This is a genomic window from Anaerococcus octavius, assembly GCF_900445265.1.
Lineage (GTDB): Bacteria > Bacillota > Clostridia > Tissierellales > Peptoniphilaceae > Anaerococcus > Anaerococcus octavius.
On sequence record NZ_UFTA01000002.1, the window covers coordinates 1,865,548 to 1,883,264 of the forward strand.

A 17,717-nucleotide genomic window follows, 5' to 3' on the forward strand; every position below is an offset into this window, starting at 1 on the left:
ATTTATGATAAACGTTAAAAACAATACATCATCATTAACTAATTTTACACTAGTTGATGATACAGTTCAATTAAAACTGAATTTTAACACAGAAATATACGTTTACGATGATGTTAAGTTAAGGCTTGTAAAAAATATAATCGAAAGGATAGACCTAACAGAACTAAAAAAAGTCTACTCATCATTAGGAAGAAAACCAACAGTAAACCCAGTAACAATGCTTCAGATAATAATATTCTGCTACTCAGAAGGAATATTCTCATCAAGAGCAATAGAAAAATCATGCTCATATGATTTAAGAATAAGATATCTTTTAGATGAACAGACCCCTCCAGACCATAGTACAATCAATAGGTTTAGACAAAAAATAGTAGAATTAGCTCCAGATTTACTAAATCAAATGTTGCAAATACTAATAGAAGAAAAACAAATAGACCTATCCAGTATATACATAGACGGAACAAAAATAGAAGCATATGCAAATAGATACAGCTTTGTGTGGCGAGGAAGCATTGAAAAATGGCAAGAGAAACTAAGAATAAAAATAATAAAACACTTCAATTTAAACAAAGACCTAACTCCGATCCAAGTATTAGAAGTAGTAAAAATAGTATTTGATCAAGTTAGTCAAGAATGCATAGACAAGAAAATCAACTTTTTGTTTGGCCAAGGCAAAAGAAAACACCAACTCCAACGAGACTATGAAAAACTCAAAGAGTGGAAAAGCAAACTAGAAAGCTACCAAAAACACCTAGAAACAATGGGATATCATAGAAACTCCTACTCAAAAACAGACCATGATGCAACCTTCATGAGAATGAAAGAAGACCACATGAGAAATGGTCAATTAAAACCAGCATACAACATTCAGCTAGCAAGTGCATCAGGCTTCATCATAGGAGAAAATGTATCCCACCATCCATCCGACATGTACACCCTAAAACCATTTCTAAATAAACTACTAAAAAACTATCCAAACAAACTAAACAAAATAGTAGCAGATGCAGGATATGAAAGTGAAGAAAACTATGTATACCTTGCAGAAAACAAGCTAACATCATATATAAAACCATCAAACTACGAACAATTAAAAACTAGAAAGTATAAAAAAGAAGACGAATTCAGAAAGAGCCTTAGATATGATAAAACATCAGACAAATACATATCAGAAGAAGGTAAGGAATTCATAAGGTGCACAGATAGGTACAGAGAAAGAAAAAGTGGATACACAACTACTACAAAAGTCTATAGATGTTTTGATTGGAACAAAGATGGACAAAAGACCAAAGGAATCTACATATCAGAAATATTCCAAAAATATAGGAAAGAATCCTTAGAAAACATAAGATCAGAGCAAGGAATAGAAGAAAGAATAAATAGGTCAATCCAAGCTGAAGGAGCTTTTTCAAAAATAAAGTCAGGACTAAACTACAATAGATTCCACCATAGAGGAAAAGAAAATATAATAAGTGAGATTTGCCTTTTATCAATGGCTTTAAACTTAAATAAATTAGCAACAAAAATAGAAAATAAGCAATTAGAAATCATAAAATACAAAGCTGCTTAAGAAAAAAAGATCGAAATAGCTAGCTCTATTAATTGAGCCCACTTTTAAGCAAACTATTTATAAAACAAAAACAGTTTAAGAAATAATCGTATTCTCAACTAGCTAAATATAGATAGTTAATAAAAAAGATGATGCGCAGGATAGATTTAACTATTCTGCAACATCACCTTTTTTTATTTGCTAAAAGTTATTAATAGCGTAGAATGAAATAGATAAGTTAATAAAAAACTATAAAAAAATTAAATTTATTAAAATTAACTTTACAAAAATTAAAATCATGGTATACTACAATCAAAGGGAGGCTAGCAATGATTAATAAATGTCCAAACTGTGGTGATGAAATGATAATTACATCATACAGATGCAACAATTGTTATACAGAAGTAAGCGGTGAGTTTGAAATAGATAACTTTGCCAGATTAGATAAAGAAGATAAAGAATTTATAGAATTATTTTTACAAAAAAGAGGATCTATCAAAGATGTTGGAGAAGAAATAGGCATTTCCTATCCAACAGTTAGAAATAGAATAGATAAGTTAGTAGCAAAATTAGGTGGTAAAGTTGATAAAAAAGAAAGCCGTCTAGATATCCTTAATATGCTTGATAATGGCGAAATTACAGCTGAGCAAGCCCGTGAATTATTGGAGGAATTAAAAGATGAATGATGAAAAACAACTTATTTTACAAATGCTAAAAGAAGGTAAAATTACTGTTGAAGAAGCAAATGAATTATTAAATGCTATTGGAAATAAAAAAAGCCGCAATGACAATGACTTTATGGCTAAAATCAACCAATCTATAGAAAGTGTTATTAAAAAAACAACAGATGCCTTTGAATCAATCTCAAATATAGACTTAGACAATATTGATATTAATCAATACACTATCAAAGGACAAGTAAATACAAGTAAAGAAATGAGAATTGATGATGAAATTAATTCAATAAATATAGATATACCAAGTGGTAAAATTTTAATTGAAAGAGCAAGCGATTCAGCTATTACAATTAACCAAGATACTTGGGCAAAAAAAGGTGAACTTTTAGATTATTTAGATATAGAAATTATTGAAGATGATTTAAACATCAGCATCAACGAAAAATATCATAATCTTGAAGCGACATCAATTATTAAACTTGGTTTAGGTAAAAATTTATATGAAAGTCTAAATATTAACTTAGTAAATGGCAACATTGGTATAGAAGATGTAGACTTTACAGAAACAACAATTAATTCTATAAATGCAAAAGTAAATGTAATTAACTCACAAGGCAATATCAAAGTTCAAAATACAAATGGGAAAATAGATATAAAAAATACCAACGGTGATTTGACAGTTGATAATGTAAATGGATCTATTTATCTTGCAAATATTAGTGGAGATAAAGCGGAAATAGATGCTGTTAGTGGAAATATCAGAGTAGATGGCTTAAATACTAAAACATTATTAGCAGACACAGATTCTGGAAATATTAGAGTGTATAATATTAAAGATAGCGAAAAAATGGATCTAAATTCAGGTTTTGGAAATATCGTTATCGATAGCGAATCCTATGCAGGAGATATAAAAGCAGATGTTTATAGTCAAGGATTAAATTTATCTGACAAATTTAAAAATAAAATGCAAAAAGAAAAAGGATATGAAGTTTCTACAAATGTAGAAAAAGAAGATGTTCAAATATTTGCATCAGCAGTATATGGTAAAATAAATCTTAGATAATAAAAAAAGCACCTTTTGGTGCTTTTTTTGTGTTTAGGGTTTAACTATTTTTAACCTCTACTGGCATCCGTTTATATAATAAAGGCACTAAAACAAGACTCATTATTATACCAGGCAGACCCTTAACAAATGAACTTGAAATATAGGCTAATATATTAATTTCATCCATATTAAAAATATTAAATACTGACCAAGCTGCGATTCCTGCAACAATTCTTCCTATGATCATAGCTGTAATTAATGGAATAAAAACATTTTTTGGATATTTTTCGTATAAAAAACCTGCGAAAAATCCATAAGCAGCAAGTTCAAATACCATTATTGGTACCATTGGGATCATAGGTGGCATACCAGTTAATAAACTTGATAAGATTGGAGTTAATATTCCAACGATAAATCCGGATATGGGACCTAAAGTTAAAGCTCCTAGAAAAATAGGTATATGCATTGGTAAAAGTACTTGGCCAGGCAATCCTAGCAGATGAAATAGCATGGGAAATAATATGCCTAAAGCTAAGAATACAGCTGTATATACTAATTTTTTTGTGGTCATTAATTAAATTTCTCCTTAATTTTTTCTATAAGTTCATCAGCGTTATTACTTTCTAAGGCTAGCTCTTCCATAGGGCATATGGCAGTATTATCCCTATTTCTTATTTCTCTTACCTTTTTATTGTATTTATACTTGATATTTGTCTTATCAAGAAGTTCTATAGCATTTTCTGAAATAAGTTCAGCATAAAGTTCTTTTATATTTGCCTCTTTTAAAATAAGGGCAGCTGCCTTTCCTATAACTTTATCTGCAACTATAGCACTTTCTAAAATACTTTTATCATTATTATATAGATCTAAAATAGGCAAGAGACCATTTTTTCTAGATGTATTAACTATTTCATTTTCTTTTACTAGGACAATAGAGTAATCATTCTCTAAAAGTGTAGTTTTTGCGATTTCTAAATTTTCCATATACTTATATTAACACATAAATTGTTTATTATAAAATTATGCAAATAAAAAGCACCCTAAGGTGCGTTTTAAAATTTTAATAACATGAATAAACAGTCAACTGGGTGGGTTGACTGTTGAAGGCTCTCACTTAAGTTTGCAAAGTTTATGCTAAGAAGAGTTTTAGTTTTGTGAGAGAAGCACAAAAGTTTGAGGGTTAAAGACCTTTGTACAGTGAAGGTAAACAGTTGACTCAAATTTATTATTAAGGAAGAGTACGCATTTTGCGATGAAAATTAATCAGTCATTTTTAAACTGTTTCCTTGATTCTTATGTTAAGGGATATATGTTTGGTGTATATAAAAAAATTGTAAAGTTAATGTTAAATTTTTTAGCTATTTATAAGTAATATAGTGAATAAATTATTTAATTTTTATAAATGTTAATTGAAAAAATATTTCAATTAGTATAAAATAATTATGAAAAGCTTTTCGTAAAAAGGGGGTAGTTATGAAAAAGAGTGCTTTTTTATTATCGATAGCATTAGTGTTTCCTAGTATTTCTTTTGCTTCTGATGATATGGCGGTGAATGAAAACACCATAAATGAAAACGTTATTTATTATGATTATACGTTTCCATACGATATTAATGATTATGATGATTCGGTTTTACAAAATACTTCTTTCGCTTTTAATGCAAAAAAGGGAGAAAGCCAAGTGGAAATTGATAATCTTGATGCTAGCGAAGTTTATTTAAATGGAAAGAAAGTAGCAGATAAAAAAGAAATTGATGGGAATATAGCTGATGGTAAAAATTACTTAGATGTTCTAGATTCTAAAGATGATACTAATGTAAGTATTAAAGCAAGCAAGGAAGAAAAAGCATTAGAAACAAAAAGGGAAACGTTGGATAAAGGAACTACTGATTTGCTTGAAAAAATTTTGGATGAAGAAGTAAAAAAAGATTTTGCTGGTGGTCAAATCTCTGTAATGAAAGATAACAAAGAAATTTATAATCATAATTTTGGATATAAAAATAATTATTATAAAGATGGAAAACCAATCAAAATAGAAAAAAGAGATAGAGTTGATGATTCAACCATGTTTGATTTGGCTAGTAACACAAAGATGTATGTTACTAATTATTCTCTACAAAAATTAGCTTATGAAGGCAAAATTAATCTAGATGATAAGGTAAATAAATATTTTGACAAATTCAAAGATTCTGATGCTGATGTAATTAAGGGAAAGAATAACATAACTATAAGAGATATATTAATGCACCAAGCAGGTTTTCCAGCAGATCCTCAGTACCACAATGAAAAATATGATAAAGATGATGGTATAGAAAACGGGAAAAATGACTTGTATTCTCAAGATAGAAATAATACTTTGAATATGATTTTTAAAACACCTCTTAAATATGAACCTGGAAAAGATACAATATATTCTGATGTAGATTATATGCTTTTAGGTTTTATTATTGAAAAAGTTACAGGGATGCAATTAGATGAATATTTCAATGAAAGTTTTGTAAAACCTCTTGGGCTTACTAGAACTACATTTAATCCTTTGGAAAACGGATTTGAAAAGTACGACACTGCAGCTACTGAACTAAATGGAAATACGAGAGATGGCGAAGTTGATTTTAACAATATTAGAAGAGATACGATTTGGGGTCAAGTTCACGACGAAAAAGCATATTACTCTATGAATGGGATAAGTGGTCATGCGGGTTTGTTTTCAAATGCCAGTGATTTGTCAAAACTTGCTAATATTATGTTAAATAATGGTAGATACGAGGATACTATTTTCTGGGATAAAAAAACTCAAGATTTATTTACTTCTCCAAAACAAACAGATCCATCTTATGGTTTAGGTTGGAGGCTTATGGGAAATGGCAAGTATGCATGGGCATTTTCAAATCTTGCCAGCTCAAAAACATATGGGCATACTGGTTGGACTGGTACACTAACGGTCATAGATCCAGTAGAAAATATGGTTATAACTTTACTTACAAATAAGAAAAACTCTCCAGTTTTAAACAAGGAAAACAATCCAAATGTATTTTATTCAGACCAATCCTTATCGGCAGGATATGGAGCAATTACAACTTTGCTTTATAAATCATTACAAGAGTCTTCCCCAGAACAAATTATTGCCTTATCAGATGAATTAGTTAGAGGCAAGGAAAGATTAATAAGAGAAAGTGATGACTACTTTAATATTGGTCAAATTAATGACTATATTGCTTTAAAAAATGTAAATGACTATTATAAAGAAAAATATAAGACTTTAATAGAAGTAAATAATATTTTAGAAGAATTTAAAAATGCTGATAAAATTTTAAAAGAAGAAAAACCAAGTCAAAGAGTAACTAGCACGCTTTATTCTTCAAATTTAAAACTTGATTGGAATTACAATGTATACCTACCAAAGAATTATGATCCTAAGAAAGCTGGTGGATATCCAGTTTTATACATGTTACACGGCTTGGGAGGTAATCATACAAATTTATTGGAGAGATTTGACTCTAAAACTATCTTGGATAAAGTTATTAAAAAAACTGGCAAAGATATGATAGTAGTATTTCCAGATGGATTTAATAGTTTTTATATTGATCAAAACGATGGTATGCAAATGGAGAAAGCCATCATGGAAGATCTAATTCCATATATTGATAAAACTTATAATACTAGAAAATCTAGAAACTCTCGTGCTATTGCTGGTATATCTATGGGTGGATATGGTGCAGCAAGATTTGCCCTTAAATATCCTGATAAATTTTCAAAAGCGACTTTGATATCTCCAGCTGTTTGGTATAATCTTGATGAAGAAAATAATATAAGAAAAAATAATCACGCCTTTAAAGAAACAGACAAGGAATGGTCTGATGATTTTTATAAAAAGATGCATCCAGAAACTTATATAAAAAATAATTTAAATGTTGACTTTTATGTAAGAACTTCCTTAGGAGACTCAACCGTACCATTTAATGATGTAAATAAATTTGTAGAAGCTTTAAAATCTCATAATATCAATACGATTTTTATAAAAGATTCTAAAGACAATGAACACAACTGGAATTACTGGAAAAATATTGCATATGATTTTTACAAGTGGGTAAATGAATCCCTAGAATAAAATAATTTAAAGACAGGTCTGATAAATTTATTATTATTTGACCTGTTTTTTATTGCATTTTTTATCATTAAGTTCTTTTTAAAAGTGCATGTAAATGATATAATAATCGGTATCAAGGGGAAAGTATGGGATTTACTTTATTTACGCTTAGCCAGCTAAGCTTATTTTTAATTAACAATTTCATAAAATTCAAGGATAAAAACAAGAAAAATCTAGCTGCAGGGCTAATGTTTTTTATAATGTTTTTATTTGCGGCTTTGCGTGGGTCTGGTGATGCTGATTATTATAATTATTTGTGGTTTGCAAAAGATATTGGACGAGATTTTTCTAAAGTTTTAAATTTTTCCTATCCAGTAGAGTTTGCCTTTAGACTATTTTCTTATCTAATAAATATTATCGGCATATCTAGGCAGTGGATTATTGTGATTATGAATACCTTATCTATTATCCCTGTAGCCTACATAAGCATCAAAAAAAGTAAGAATCCTTTTTTATCAGCTATTATATTTTTGCCGATATTTATTCAGTTTGATATGCAAACGGCAAGAACTGCAACTGCAGTTGGTTTGGGGCTAATAAGTATAAATTATTTTAGTGAAAAAAAGTTTTTGAAAAGCCTATTGTTTTTTATATTTGCAATGACTTTTCATAGGGCAAGTGTGATACTTTTACCATTTTTGTTTTTTATGTTATTTGATATGGGCAGGGTTTTTAAAATTTTAACTGCAGGCATTGCTTTAGTAGCATCGGTTTTTTCTAGACTGATGTTTAGAATCTTGTCCAAAATTTTATCGGCAATAGGCCTTGGACGTATGGCTACAAAAGTTTTAAATTATACATTTACCGGTAAATTTGCAGGTGCAATGAAATTTTATGATCCAAGGATTATTTTTGCGGCTGCATTGTTTATTACAAGTCTTATGTATTTTAAGAAAAAAGACTATAATAAATTTTCTATGGAAGAATCTAGTATAAAGGCTATTTGGTTTAGCCTAGTAGTGCTTTTGGTATTTAGATCATCGATAGCCATAGCCTTTAGGTTTTCAACATTTTTTACTATTCTAGAAATTATCTATATACCTTTAGTTTTAGAAAAAATAAAAAATATTGATAAGCTTGGTGGTTTTTTAATAGGAGCATCTGTTTTGATATATTTGATACCCTATGCTATATTCCTAATGGTCAAGGCACCAAGCTATGACTTTTTCTTTACAAATTTAAATGCAATCCATTCATTAAAATAGGAGAAATTATGTTAACAACACAACAAATTAGAAATTCAATAAAAAATAATAAGTGGTTAATTATTTTGCCAGCACTATTAATAGGATTTTTAGCTTATTTTACCCAAAATATCTTGCCAGGAGACTATGAAGCTGAGGCTGTATTGATAGTGACAAGCAATGATGATGAACCTATTACCTACAATAAATTAGTTTTAAACGAAAAGCTTGCTAGTGTTTATTCACAATTTTTGGAATCAGAAGACTTATTTGAGACAGTAAGTGAAAAGATAGATCCTGACTGGAAGTCTAGTATGGTTTCTAAAAATTTTGACTATGATGTCAATCCTCAGGGTGGAGTAATTAGTCTAACCTACAAAGATTCTAATGAAAAACGTGCTGAGGATACTCTAAAACTCATTTCTGAGGAATTTAGATCTTATGCAAGAGATTATTTGCATATGGAAAACATAGAATACTTGCAAAATGTAACTGTAAGCGAGGCTTCTAAGGTTCGTGGCATAATTTTTGCTGTTATAGGTCTAATTGTGGGTGCTTTGCTAGGAATTTTGATTATTATTATTAAAGATATTATTTCAGATAAGATTGAATGTGCAGATGATATTCGAGAATTAGACTATGAAGTTTTAGCAGACCTTACAAAAGAAAAAGAGACTGAACTTTCAAAAATAAAAAGAAAAATAAATACTACTAGCCCAAGTGCGGTTGTAGGACTTTCACACTTAAATAAGCATGCTCAAAATATAGATGTAGCTACAGATCTTTCCTATTTATTAAATGGCATAGAGATTAAAGAAAAAAATGAAAAAGATATTTTAAATAAGATTAACAAACTAAAAGCGGACAATCCTTACATTTTAATAGAGGAGGATAATTTTAATAGTCCCATATCCATAAACTTAGCTGATTATGAGGATTATAAAATACTTTTAGTTGGTGAAAATACTTCAAAAAACACTTTGCTAAATGCAATTAAAGAGCTAGATAGACTTGGTATCAGACTATTAGGGGTGATTTATTATAGATAAAATTTTAATAATAATCTGCCTTATGATTCTAAGCTCCTGCCAAAAGGAAGATGACTATCAGCCACAAGAGATAACTATCTATGAAAATCAAAAAGAAGAAAAGAGTGATGATAGTCTACAAATAGATGGCCTATATGAAGTTACTGACGATGCTGATATTTATGCTGACATGGATGAAGAAACTGCCTTTGATAAGCTGGAAAAAGGAAGTTTTGTAAAAATTGAAAGTGAAAGTGAAAATGGTTTTGTAAGAGTAGAGTTAGATGGAGATAGTTTTTATATAAAAACTAAATATTTAAAAGAAATATAGGGCTTATAGCCCTTTTATTTTACATTTTTTTATTTGTATAATATAATAAATATGCACTTAGGGGTGCCAATCGGCTGAGATTATACCCTTAACCTGGTCAAGGTAATGCTTGCGGAGGAAAGTGTATAAACCTCTTTAAGTATGTGCAAAAGGAGGTATTTTTTTATGCAAAATAATAAAACAAAATCAAGTTGGACGACAAAAATGTTAGTTGAAGGCGCACTTGCTATTGCCTTATCCTTTGTACTTGCCCGTATTACATTTTTTAAAATGCCACAAGGTGGAGAGATTACACCTGGACAAATGATTCCTTTAATTATTTTTTCTATAAGATATGGAGCTGGCAAGGGATTTTTAATAGGTGCTTTGTATGGAATTGTAGATATGATGTTTGGTGGATATATCATTCATCCAATCCAAGCTATCCTTGATTATCCACTTCCTTATGGATTAATAGGACTATCAGGTTTATTTTCGGAAGAATTTAAAAGAACACATCAATTTGCTCCAATTTTAAAAGGAACGCTTATTGCGATTTTGGCAAGATTTGTAACTCACGTAGTATCAGGAGTAGTATTCTTCTCATCATATGCTCCAGAAGGACAAGGAGCATTGGCGTACTCACTAGTTTATAATGGTTCGTATTTAGCTGTCGAATATGCAATTGCTCTTGTAATACTATTCTTACTAAAAAATTTCCTAACTAATGATTTGCCAAATATGTAAATAGGATGGATAATTTAGCAGCTCTTATAGGCTGCTTTTTTCATAGCTAAAATTAATTTAAAAAAATCCTTGAATTTATTTTATTAGATGATATAATATTATTGTACTAAGATAGTAATACAATAATACAAATTAATAATACAGATTGAGGAGGGGTGGATGGACTTTGATAATTCTAGACCTATCTATCTGCAACTTCTAGAGGAATTTAAGCTAAAGATATCTACCGGAGAATGGGGACCTGGAGCAAAAATAGACTCTGTTAGAAACTTAGCTAGCAAATATGAAGTAAATCCAAATACAGTTCAAAAAGCCTTAGCAGAGTTAGAAAGAGAAGGGCTTACAGAAACTAGGAGAACAGCAGGAAGATTTGTTACTGATAATGAGAATTTGATTTCAAAATTAGAAGACAATTCATTTTATAAGATTGCAGATGATTTTATAAGTGGAGTAGAAAGTTTGAATTTAAAAAAAGATGATGCGATTAACCAATTAAAAATATATTGGGAGGAGAAAAATGATTGAGATAAAAAATTTAACCAAGGTTTATGGCGGTAAGGCAGCCCTTGATAATGTAAATTTAACTTTAGAAGATGGGCAAATAATTGGTCTTGTCGGAGAAAATGGATCTGGTAAAACAACTTTACTTAGAATACTTGCAGGACTTGAAAGAGACTATATGGGTTCTGTCAAAATAAATGGCTCTAAACCAGGAGGTCGTACAAATACTATAGTTTCTTATCAACCAGACCACTTGCCTTTGGATAAAAAAACAAAAATAGATGAAGTGGTTAGCATATATGAGAAATTTTATGATGATTTTGATAGCAACAAATTTTATGAATTGATAAAGGGTTTTGATATCTCAAGTGAATTAAAACTTGGGGAATGTTCAAAGGGTATGCGAGAAAAAATCCAAATTGCCCTAACACTTAGCCGACAAGCAAAAATTTATTTATTAGATGAGCCAATAAGCGGTGTTGATCCAAAATCAAGGAAGATGGTAATAAATACTATTATTGAAAATTTTGATTATAATGGAATTTTGCTAATATCTACTCATTTGATTGCTGAAATTGAAAAAATTTTGGATAGGGCTGTTTTTGTAAAAAATGGACAAATAATTATAAATGAAACTGTAGACGATATAAGATTAAAACATCAAATGGGTGTAGAAGATTACTTTACGGAGGTTATGTAATGGGAAAATTACTCGGACAAATTTTTAAGGAAGATATTAAATCTATAATTTTGTGGTTATTTTTACCCTTAGCTGCAGTTATGATTTTTTCTCAGTTAATCAATATTTTTAATAACTCGGCATTAGTTGGTATTGGATTGGTACTTTCTGGGATACTTTTAGTAATGGGACCACTTATTGCTCTGGTAATTATGACTAAAAATGATGACAAGAGATTTTATTCTGATAATGCATCATTTTACTCAGCATTGCCATTTGATGCTAGTCAAGTAACGGGAGCAAGATATATAAATTATATACTTTTAGGCTTGGTAATTATTGTTTCTATGTTTATAAATTTTATATTGCTGATGAGAACTCAATCAACTGAAGCAATTAGCATTTGGCAAATATTTAGAGATATATTAACTACTATTAGCCAGATGGATAGCAAAATATTTTTTGGAGTCGTTCTAAATTTATTTATGATTGGGCTTGCGTTTACAGCTATGATTACTTTTGCAAACACAGCAGGACATCTTAGAATATTTGGAGCTTCAAAGTCTGCTTCAGCAATTGTATTTTCAATTATATTTATAATTGTGGGTTATACTTTTTCTAAATTCCAAGGATGGATTGTATCTGACTATATGACAAGTGACACTTCAGGAAGGCTGACGGTTGAAGTAGCAGAAAATGCACCATATTTGAAAACAGTGATTCTGCCAAGTTTATTTAACCTAATTATCACAGCAATATTTTATATATCAACTTTTAAAATCCATAAAGACAAGCTATCCGTAGCGTAAATTAGATGCCAAATTGGCATCTTTTTTATTTACAAAAATCCGATAAAGTGTATATTTTTCTTAAATAAAGAAATAAAGGAGATACCATGAAAGATGCCCTTTTTGTATACAATCCTAATAGCGGGCAGAAAATAATAAACGAACACCTGCCTCGGATAGTAGATTATCTTAGTGAAAGAGAGTATTTAACAAGTATTTATGCCACCCAAAGCCCTAGAGATGCATCAGAAATAGTGAGCAATCTAGGCTATCGTTTTGATGAAATTATAGTTGGTGGTGGAGATGGAACTTTAGATGAAGTTATATCTGCAGTATGTAAAGTAAAAATAAACCCCTTAGTTGGTTATATACCAACAGGATCTACCAATGATTTTTCTAAATCATTAAATATACCAGCTGATGTAGAAAAGGCTACAAAAGTTGCAACTCGTGGTTATAAAAAAGACATTGATATAGGAAATATCGATGGAAAATACTTTGTATATGTAGCTGCCTTTGGAACTATTGCAGAAGTTTCCTATAACACAGGTCAAGATGTGAAAAATATTTTTGGTAGATCTGCCTATATTTTTGAAGGTTTAAAGCAAACTTTACCTCTAGTTAACATCCCAACATATAAAATGGAGGTAGCTATAGATGGTGAAACTATAGCTGGAGAATTTATTCACTTTATGGTGACAAATTCTGTTTCGGTTGGAGGCTTTGTAGGCATAACCGGACAAAATGTTGGTTTATCTGACGGTATTTTTGAATTAACTATGGTTAAGCGCCCCCAATCACTTGCCGATGTCAATAAAATAATATTTGGACTTACCAATAGAAAAGAAAATGATATGCTTATTCTTCGCCAAGGAAGTGAATTTATAGTAAAAACAGACCAAAAAGTTGCTTGGTCATTAGATGGAGAATATGGAGGAACTACTACTCTTGCTGATATTAAAGTTTTAAAAGAAAAAATTAAAATCAGAACTGGCTTGAGGGATAAAATATAGAAATTAAAATGAGATTTTAATTATATTTACTAAAAGGTTCAAATTTGATATAATAACTATGAGAACCTAGGAGGTATAAATGTTTAAAATCGGCGATAAAATCGTATATCCAAACCATGGGGCGGGTACTATTGATTCTATTGAAAAAAAGGAATTTTTGGGTGAAGAAAAAGATTATTATATCCTAAAAATGCCAATTGGTTCTATGGATATTTCTATTCCACTATCAAATATTGACAAGATGAATATTAGAGATGTCATAAGCAAAGATGAAGGAGATCAAGTACTTACAATACTTGATGAGGATCCTACAGAAATGCCTAGCAATTGGAATGTGAGATATAGAGAAAATCAAGAAATTATAAAAACAGGAGACATATTCGAAATTGCAAAGATGGTTCGCAATCTTTCAATTTTGGATAAAGAAAAAGGTTTATCAACCACAGAAAAGAAATTGTTAAACAGAGCAAGAAGAATCATGGCTAGTGAACTAGTTATGGCAGGTTCTCTAGATAAAGAAAAGGCTGAACAAATGATAGATGAGTCTATCGGACTATGAAATAAGGAGTGTAAATGAAAAGAATTTTTCAAATTCTTATCACACTTATTGGTCTAGCACTTGGAATAGTAATTTTAAATGCAGTAAATGCCGCAACTTTGTTAATAGACAAAAGCGGCATTATATTTATTATTGCAAATATACTAGCTGGATTAATTGGTGGGATAGTGTTTTATTTGATATCTTCCCTCGTTTCGGATAAGCTTATATCAAATTTTTCAAATATAGAATTAAAAATAAGTGCAATACCGGCAAGTAAACTTATTGTTGGAACAATTGGAGCGATACTTGGTATTTTAATTGCAACTTTGATCTCAAGACCTTTAACTAGTCTACAATTACCAACTGTAGGCAATTTTATTTTTGTGCTATTATCTATTTTATTATATATTGGTTTAGGTTTTTTAGGTTGGAGAGTAGCAACTAAAAATAGCGATGACTTTGTAAACTTGTTTAAATCCAACAACAAAGATAATAAAGAAAATAAAGACTTAAAGGCTACTTTTAAATTTGATAGGAGTAAAAACCCAGCAAGTCCTAAAATACTTGATACATCAGTGATAATTGATGGTAGGATAGTAGATATTATACAAACAGATTTTATTGAAGGCGAGTTAATTATATCTGAATTTGTTTTAGAAGAACTCCAACATATAGCAGATAGTCCAGATGATTTAAAACGCGAAAGAGGTCGTCGTGGTCTAGATATAGTAAGTGAAATAAAAAAATCAGATAAAATAAACCTAAAAATTACAGATCAAGACTACCCAAATATTAAGGAAGTAGATAGTAAATTACTCAAGCTTGCTCTAGATTTGGGCGGAAAAGTTTTTACTAACGATTATAATTTAAATAAGGTTGCAGATGTACAAGGCATCCCGGTTTTAAATATCAATGACCTTGCCAATGCCCTAAAGCCAGTCGTGATTCCTGGTGAACATATGAGAATTGATGTTATAAAAGAAGGAAAGGGCAAAAATCAGGGTGTAGGTTATCTTGACGATGGTACAATGGTAGTAGTAGAAGATGGAGATAAATATATCGATCAAACTATAAATGCTATTGTAACTAGCGTCTTGCAAACTTCTGCAGGACGTATGATATTTGTAAGAAGTGAAGAGGAATAAATGCTTGATGGCAAATTTTTATCAGCTATAATTACCTCTGCAGGATCGGGCAGACGTATGAATAGCAATATAAATAAACCGTTTTTAAATATCGATAATAAAAAAATAATCGAGCGTACACTAGATACAGTAACTAGTATAGAAGAATTTGATGAAATCATTCTAGTGATTAGAAGAGATGATGAGGACATAATCAAAGCTATTTTAGAAAATCCTAAATTTTCTAAAAAAGTTACTTATGTTTTCGGTAGTAGTACTCGAGAATTATCGACATTTGAAGGTCTAAAAGCCTTAAATAAAGATTGTGAATTGGTCTTAACCCATGATGGGGTAAGACCTTTTGCAAGTAAAAAACTTTTTTATAAAACTCTAGAGGAGTTAAAAAAATATAAGGCAGTTATTGCTGCAACAAAAACCAAAGATACAGTAAAAATATTAAATGAAAATATGACTGTGGATTTTACACCAAATCGTGCTTTTGTTTATAATGTCCAGACTCCCCAGGCTTTTGATAAAGAAACAATTTTTTCTATGTACGAAAAATATGTAAAAAGTGAGTTTAAAATAACTGATGATAGTCAATTATTTGAATTTTTCAATAGGACTACTCCAGTAAAAGTTGTTGAAGGAGAATATTCTAATATAAAAATAACTACAAATGAGGATATTCTTTTCGCAAGAGCTTATATAAAAAGTCAAAGAGAAAATGAGGCGAAAAAATGAAAATAGGTATAGGCTATGATGTCCATAGGCTAGTAAAAGGTAGAGATTTAATCCTGGGTGGAATTAAGTTTGATTATGAAAAAGGACTTTTAGGGCATTCTGATGCAGATGTTTTAATCCATGCTATAATGGATGCGATTTTGGGAGCCTTAGCCTTAGATGACATTGGGAAATTATTTCCTGATACAGATCCAAAATATAAAGACATTTCTTCATTAAAATTACTTGATCACGTGGTAAATATTATGGAAGAAAAAGGCTATAGAATAGGAAATCTTGATACAGTAACTATTTGTGAGATGCCAAAAATAAGTCCTAGGAGAGATGAAATTAAAAGCTTATTGGCAGAGCATTTAAAAACTGATCCAACAAATGTTTCTATCAAGGCTTCTACTAGTGAAGGACTTGCTTTTACAGGAGAGGGTCTAGGTATAGAAGCTCGTGCTGTTGTAATATTAGAGGAGAAATAATGAAAAAATTTATAACAAGCGAATCGGTAACGGAAGGACATCCAGATAAAGTCTGCGATAGGATTTCTGATGCGATTTTAGATGAATGTTTAAAACAAGATAAAAATAGTAGAGTAGCTTGTGAAACTGTAACATCAACTGGTCTAGTCCTAGTAGTGGGAGAGATATCTACTACAGCTTATGCACCAGTAGAGCAAATTGCTCGTCAAACTATAAAAGAAATTGGCTATGATGACCCAAATCTTGGCTTTGATTATTCAAATGTAGCTGTTTTAACATCACTTATAGAACAATCACCAGACATTGCTCAAGGAGTAAATAGCTCCCAAGAATATAAATCAACCAACGATAAATACGATCAAATCGGAGCAGGGGATCAGGGGATAGTTTTTGGCTATGCTGATAATGAAACAGAAGAATATTTACCAGTTTCCATTAATTATGCACACAAACTCGCGTATAGGCTTACAGAAGTTCGTAAAAACAAAGTTCTAGACTATCTTAGACCAGATGGCAAAACTCAAGTAACTGTAGAATATGACGATGACAAATTAGTGCGTATTGATAATATAGTAATATCAACCCAACACACTGAAGATGTTTCTCTAGATAAAATTAGGGAAGACATTATAAATGAAGTCATAAAAAAAGTAATAGATCCAGCTTTAATCGATGAGGAAACTAAAATCTATGTAAATCCTACGGGAAAATTTGTAGTAGGAGGACCAAAAGGAGATAGTGGTCTAACTGGTAGAAAAATAATTGTAGATACCTATGGTGGATATTCAAAATCAGGTGGTGGAGCATTTTCTGGAAAAGACCCTACAAAAGTGGATAGATCAGCAGCATATATGGCAAGATATGCTGCAAAAAATATGGTTGCAGCAGGCCTTTGTGATAAACTTGAAATAGGTATTTCCTATGCAATAGGTGTTGCCCACCCACTTTCAATATATGTCGATAGTTTTGGAACAGGCAAGTATGAGGATGAAAGATTACTTGAAATTGTTAAAGAAAACTTTGACTTTAGACCACAAGCTATTATAGATAATTTGGATTTATTAAGACCGATTTATAAAAATACCGCAAGCTATGGACATTTTGGAAGAAATAATCCGGAATTTACTTGGGAAGCCCTTGATAAGCTTGATAAGCTTAAAAAATATTAGGAGAA

19 protein-coding genes and 1 riboswitch are annotated in these 17,717 nt (G+C 30.4%); of the genes, 17 read left to right on the forward strand and 2 right to left on the reverse strand.

Annotated elements, in window-relative coordinates:
* The first annotated feature begins 4 nt into the window (after positions 1-4).
* The 3 genes from DY249_RS08900 (at position 5) to DY249_RS08910 (ending at position 3,286) form a co-directional block, all read left to right on the forward strand.
* Positions 5-1,567 (forward strand): IS1182 family transposase, encoded by a 1,563-nt coding sequence (locus DY249_RS08900; protein WP_115594829.1) that lies wholly within the window; start codon positions 5-7, stop codon positions 1,565-1,567.
* Positions 1,568-1,875: 308 nt separating this feature from the next.
* Positions 1,876-2,232, forward strand: a complete 357-nt coding sequence (locus tag DY249_RS08905; RefSeq protein WP_101540721.1) for a DUF2089 domain-containing protein — start codon at positions 1,876-1,878, stop codon at positions 2,230-2,232.
* Entirely contained in the window at positions 2,225-3,286 is a 1,062-nt protein-coding gene (locus DY249_RS08910) for an SHOCT-like domain-containing protein (RefSeq protein ID WP_115595924.1), read from the forward strand. Before DY249_RS08905 ends, DY249_RS08910 begins: the two co-directional genes overlap by 8 nt.
* A gap of 40 nt (positions 3,287-3,326) precedes the next feature.
* Here DY249_RS08910 and DY249_RS08915 read toward each other — a convergent pair whose 3' ends face one another.
* Positions 3,327-3,839, reverse strand: coding sequence for an ECF transporter S component (locus tag DY249_RS08915; protein ID WP_115595925.1), 513 nt, complete (start codon positions 3,837-3,839; stop codon positions 3,327-3,329).
* Positions 3,839-4,252 carry a DUF1893 domain-containing protein gene (locus DY249_RS08920; RefSeq protein WP_115595926.1) on the reverse strand — a complete coding sequence of 138 codons (414 nt, stop codon included), beginning with the start codon at positions 4,250-4,252 and terminating at the stop codon, positions 3,839-3,841. Before DY249_RS08920 ends, DY249_RS08915 begins: the two co-directional genes overlap by 1 nt.
* 489 nt (positions 4,253-4,741) lie before the next feature.
* Here DY249_RS08920 and pbp4b point away from each other — a divergent pair, with 489 nt between their 5' ends.
* From pbp4b to metK, 14 genes are all read left to right on the forward strand, one after another.
* Positions 4,742-7,375 (forward strand): penicillin binding protein PBP4B, encoded by a 2,634-nt coding sequence (pbp4b, locus tag DY249_RS08925; protein ID WP_115595927.1) that lies wholly within the window; start codon positions 4,742-4,744, stop codon positions 7,373-7,375.
* A gap of 125 nt (positions 7,376-7,500) precedes the next feature.
* A complete protein-coding gene (locus tag DY249_RS08930) occupies positions 7,501-8,619 on the forward strand; it encodes an EpsG family protein (protein WP_101540726.1) in 1,119 nt (372 codons plus the stop codon).
* A gap of 8 nt (positions 8,620-8,627) precedes the next feature.
* Positions 8,628-9,647, forward strand: coding sequence for a YveK family protein (locus tag DY249_RS08935; RefSeq protein WP_115595928.1), 1,020 nt, complete (start codon positions 8,628-8,630; stop codon positions 9,645-9,647).
* A gap of 22 nt (positions 9,648-9,669) precedes the next feature.
* The gene (locus tag DY249_RS08940) at positions 9,670-9,957 is read left to right on the forward strand and encodes a hypothetical protein (RefSeq protein ID WP_115595929.1); all 288 of its coding nucleotides are present in this window, start codon (positions 9,670-9,672) and stop codon (positions 9,955-9,957) included.
* 49 nt (positions 9,958-10,006) lie between these two features.
* A riboswitch (TPP riboswitch) is annotated at positions 10,007-10,093 on the forward strand.
* 29 nt (positions 10,094-10,122) lie between these two features.
* Entirely contained in the window at positions 10,123-10,683 is a 561-nt protein-coding gene (thiT, locus tag DY249_RS08945; protein WP_101540729.1) for an energy-coupled thiamine transporter ThiT, read from the forward strand.
* A gap of 159 nt (positions 10,684-10,842) precedes the next feature.
* Positions 10,843-11,208: a GntR family transcriptional regulator gene (locus DY249_RS08950; RefSeq protein WP_115595930.1), complete on the forward strand. Its 366-nt coding sequence runs from the start codon at positions 10,843-10,845 to the stop codon at positions 11,206-11,208.
* Positions 11,201-11,884 (forward strand): ABC transporter ATP-binding protein, encoded by a 684-nt coding sequence (locus tag DY249_RS08955; protein WP_101540731.1) that lies wholly within the window; start codon positions 11,201-11,203, stop codon positions 11,882-11,884. The genes DY249_RS08950 and DY249_RS08955 overlap by 8 nt, the downstream gene beginning before the upstream one ends.
* Entirely contained in the window at positions 11,884-12,672 is a 789-nt protein-coding gene (locus tag DY249_RS08960; protein ID WP_101540732.1) for a hypothetical protein, read from the forward strand. The genes DY249_RS08955 and DY249_RS08960 overlap by 1 nt, the downstream gene beginning before the upstream one ends.
* 86 nt (positions 12,673-12,758) lie before the next feature.
* Positions 12,759-13,664: a diacylglycerol/lipid kinase family protein gene (locus DY249_RS08965; RefSeq protein ID WP_115595931.1), complete on the forward strand. Its 906-nt coding sequence runs from the start codon at positions 12,759-12,761 to the stop codon at positions 13,662-13,664.
* A gap of 79 nt (positions 13,665-13,743) precedes the next feature.
* Positions 13,744-14,223 (forward strand): CarD family transcriptional regulator, encoded by a 480-nt coding sequence (locus DY249_RS08970; RefSeq protein ID WP_101540734.1) that lies wholly within the window; start codon positions 13,744-13,746, stop codon positions 14,221-14,223.
* Positions 14,224-14,237: 14 nt separating this feature from the next.
* Positions 14,238-15,350: a PIN/TRAM domain-containing protein gene (locus DY249_RS08975; protein WP_115595932.1), complete on the forward strand. Its 1,113-nt coding sequence runs from the start codon at positions 14,238-14,240 to the stop codon at positions 15,348-15,350.
* Complete coding sequence (gene ispD, locus DY249_RS08980) at positions 15,351-16,073, forward strand: 2-C-methyl-D-erythritol 4-phosphate cytidylyltransferase (protein ID WP_115595933.1); 723 nt, start codon at positions 15,351-15,353, stop codon at positions 16,071-16,073.
* Entirely contained in the window at positions 16,070-16,543 is a 474-nt protein-coding gene (gene ispF, locus DY249_RS08985) for a 2-C-methyl-D-erythritol 2,4-cyclodiphosphate synthase (protein ID WP_115595934.1), read from the forward strand. The genes ispD and ispF overlap by 4 nt, the downstream gene beginning before the upstream one ends.
* A complete protein-coding gene (gene metK / locus DY249_RS08990) occupies positions 16,543-17,712 on the forward strand; it encodes a methionine adenosyltransferase (protein WP_101540738.1) in 1,170 nt (389 codons plus the stop codon). The genes ispF and metK overlap by 1 nt, the downstream gene beginning before the upstream one ends.
* Positions 17,713-17,717 lie beyond the last annotated feature (5 nt).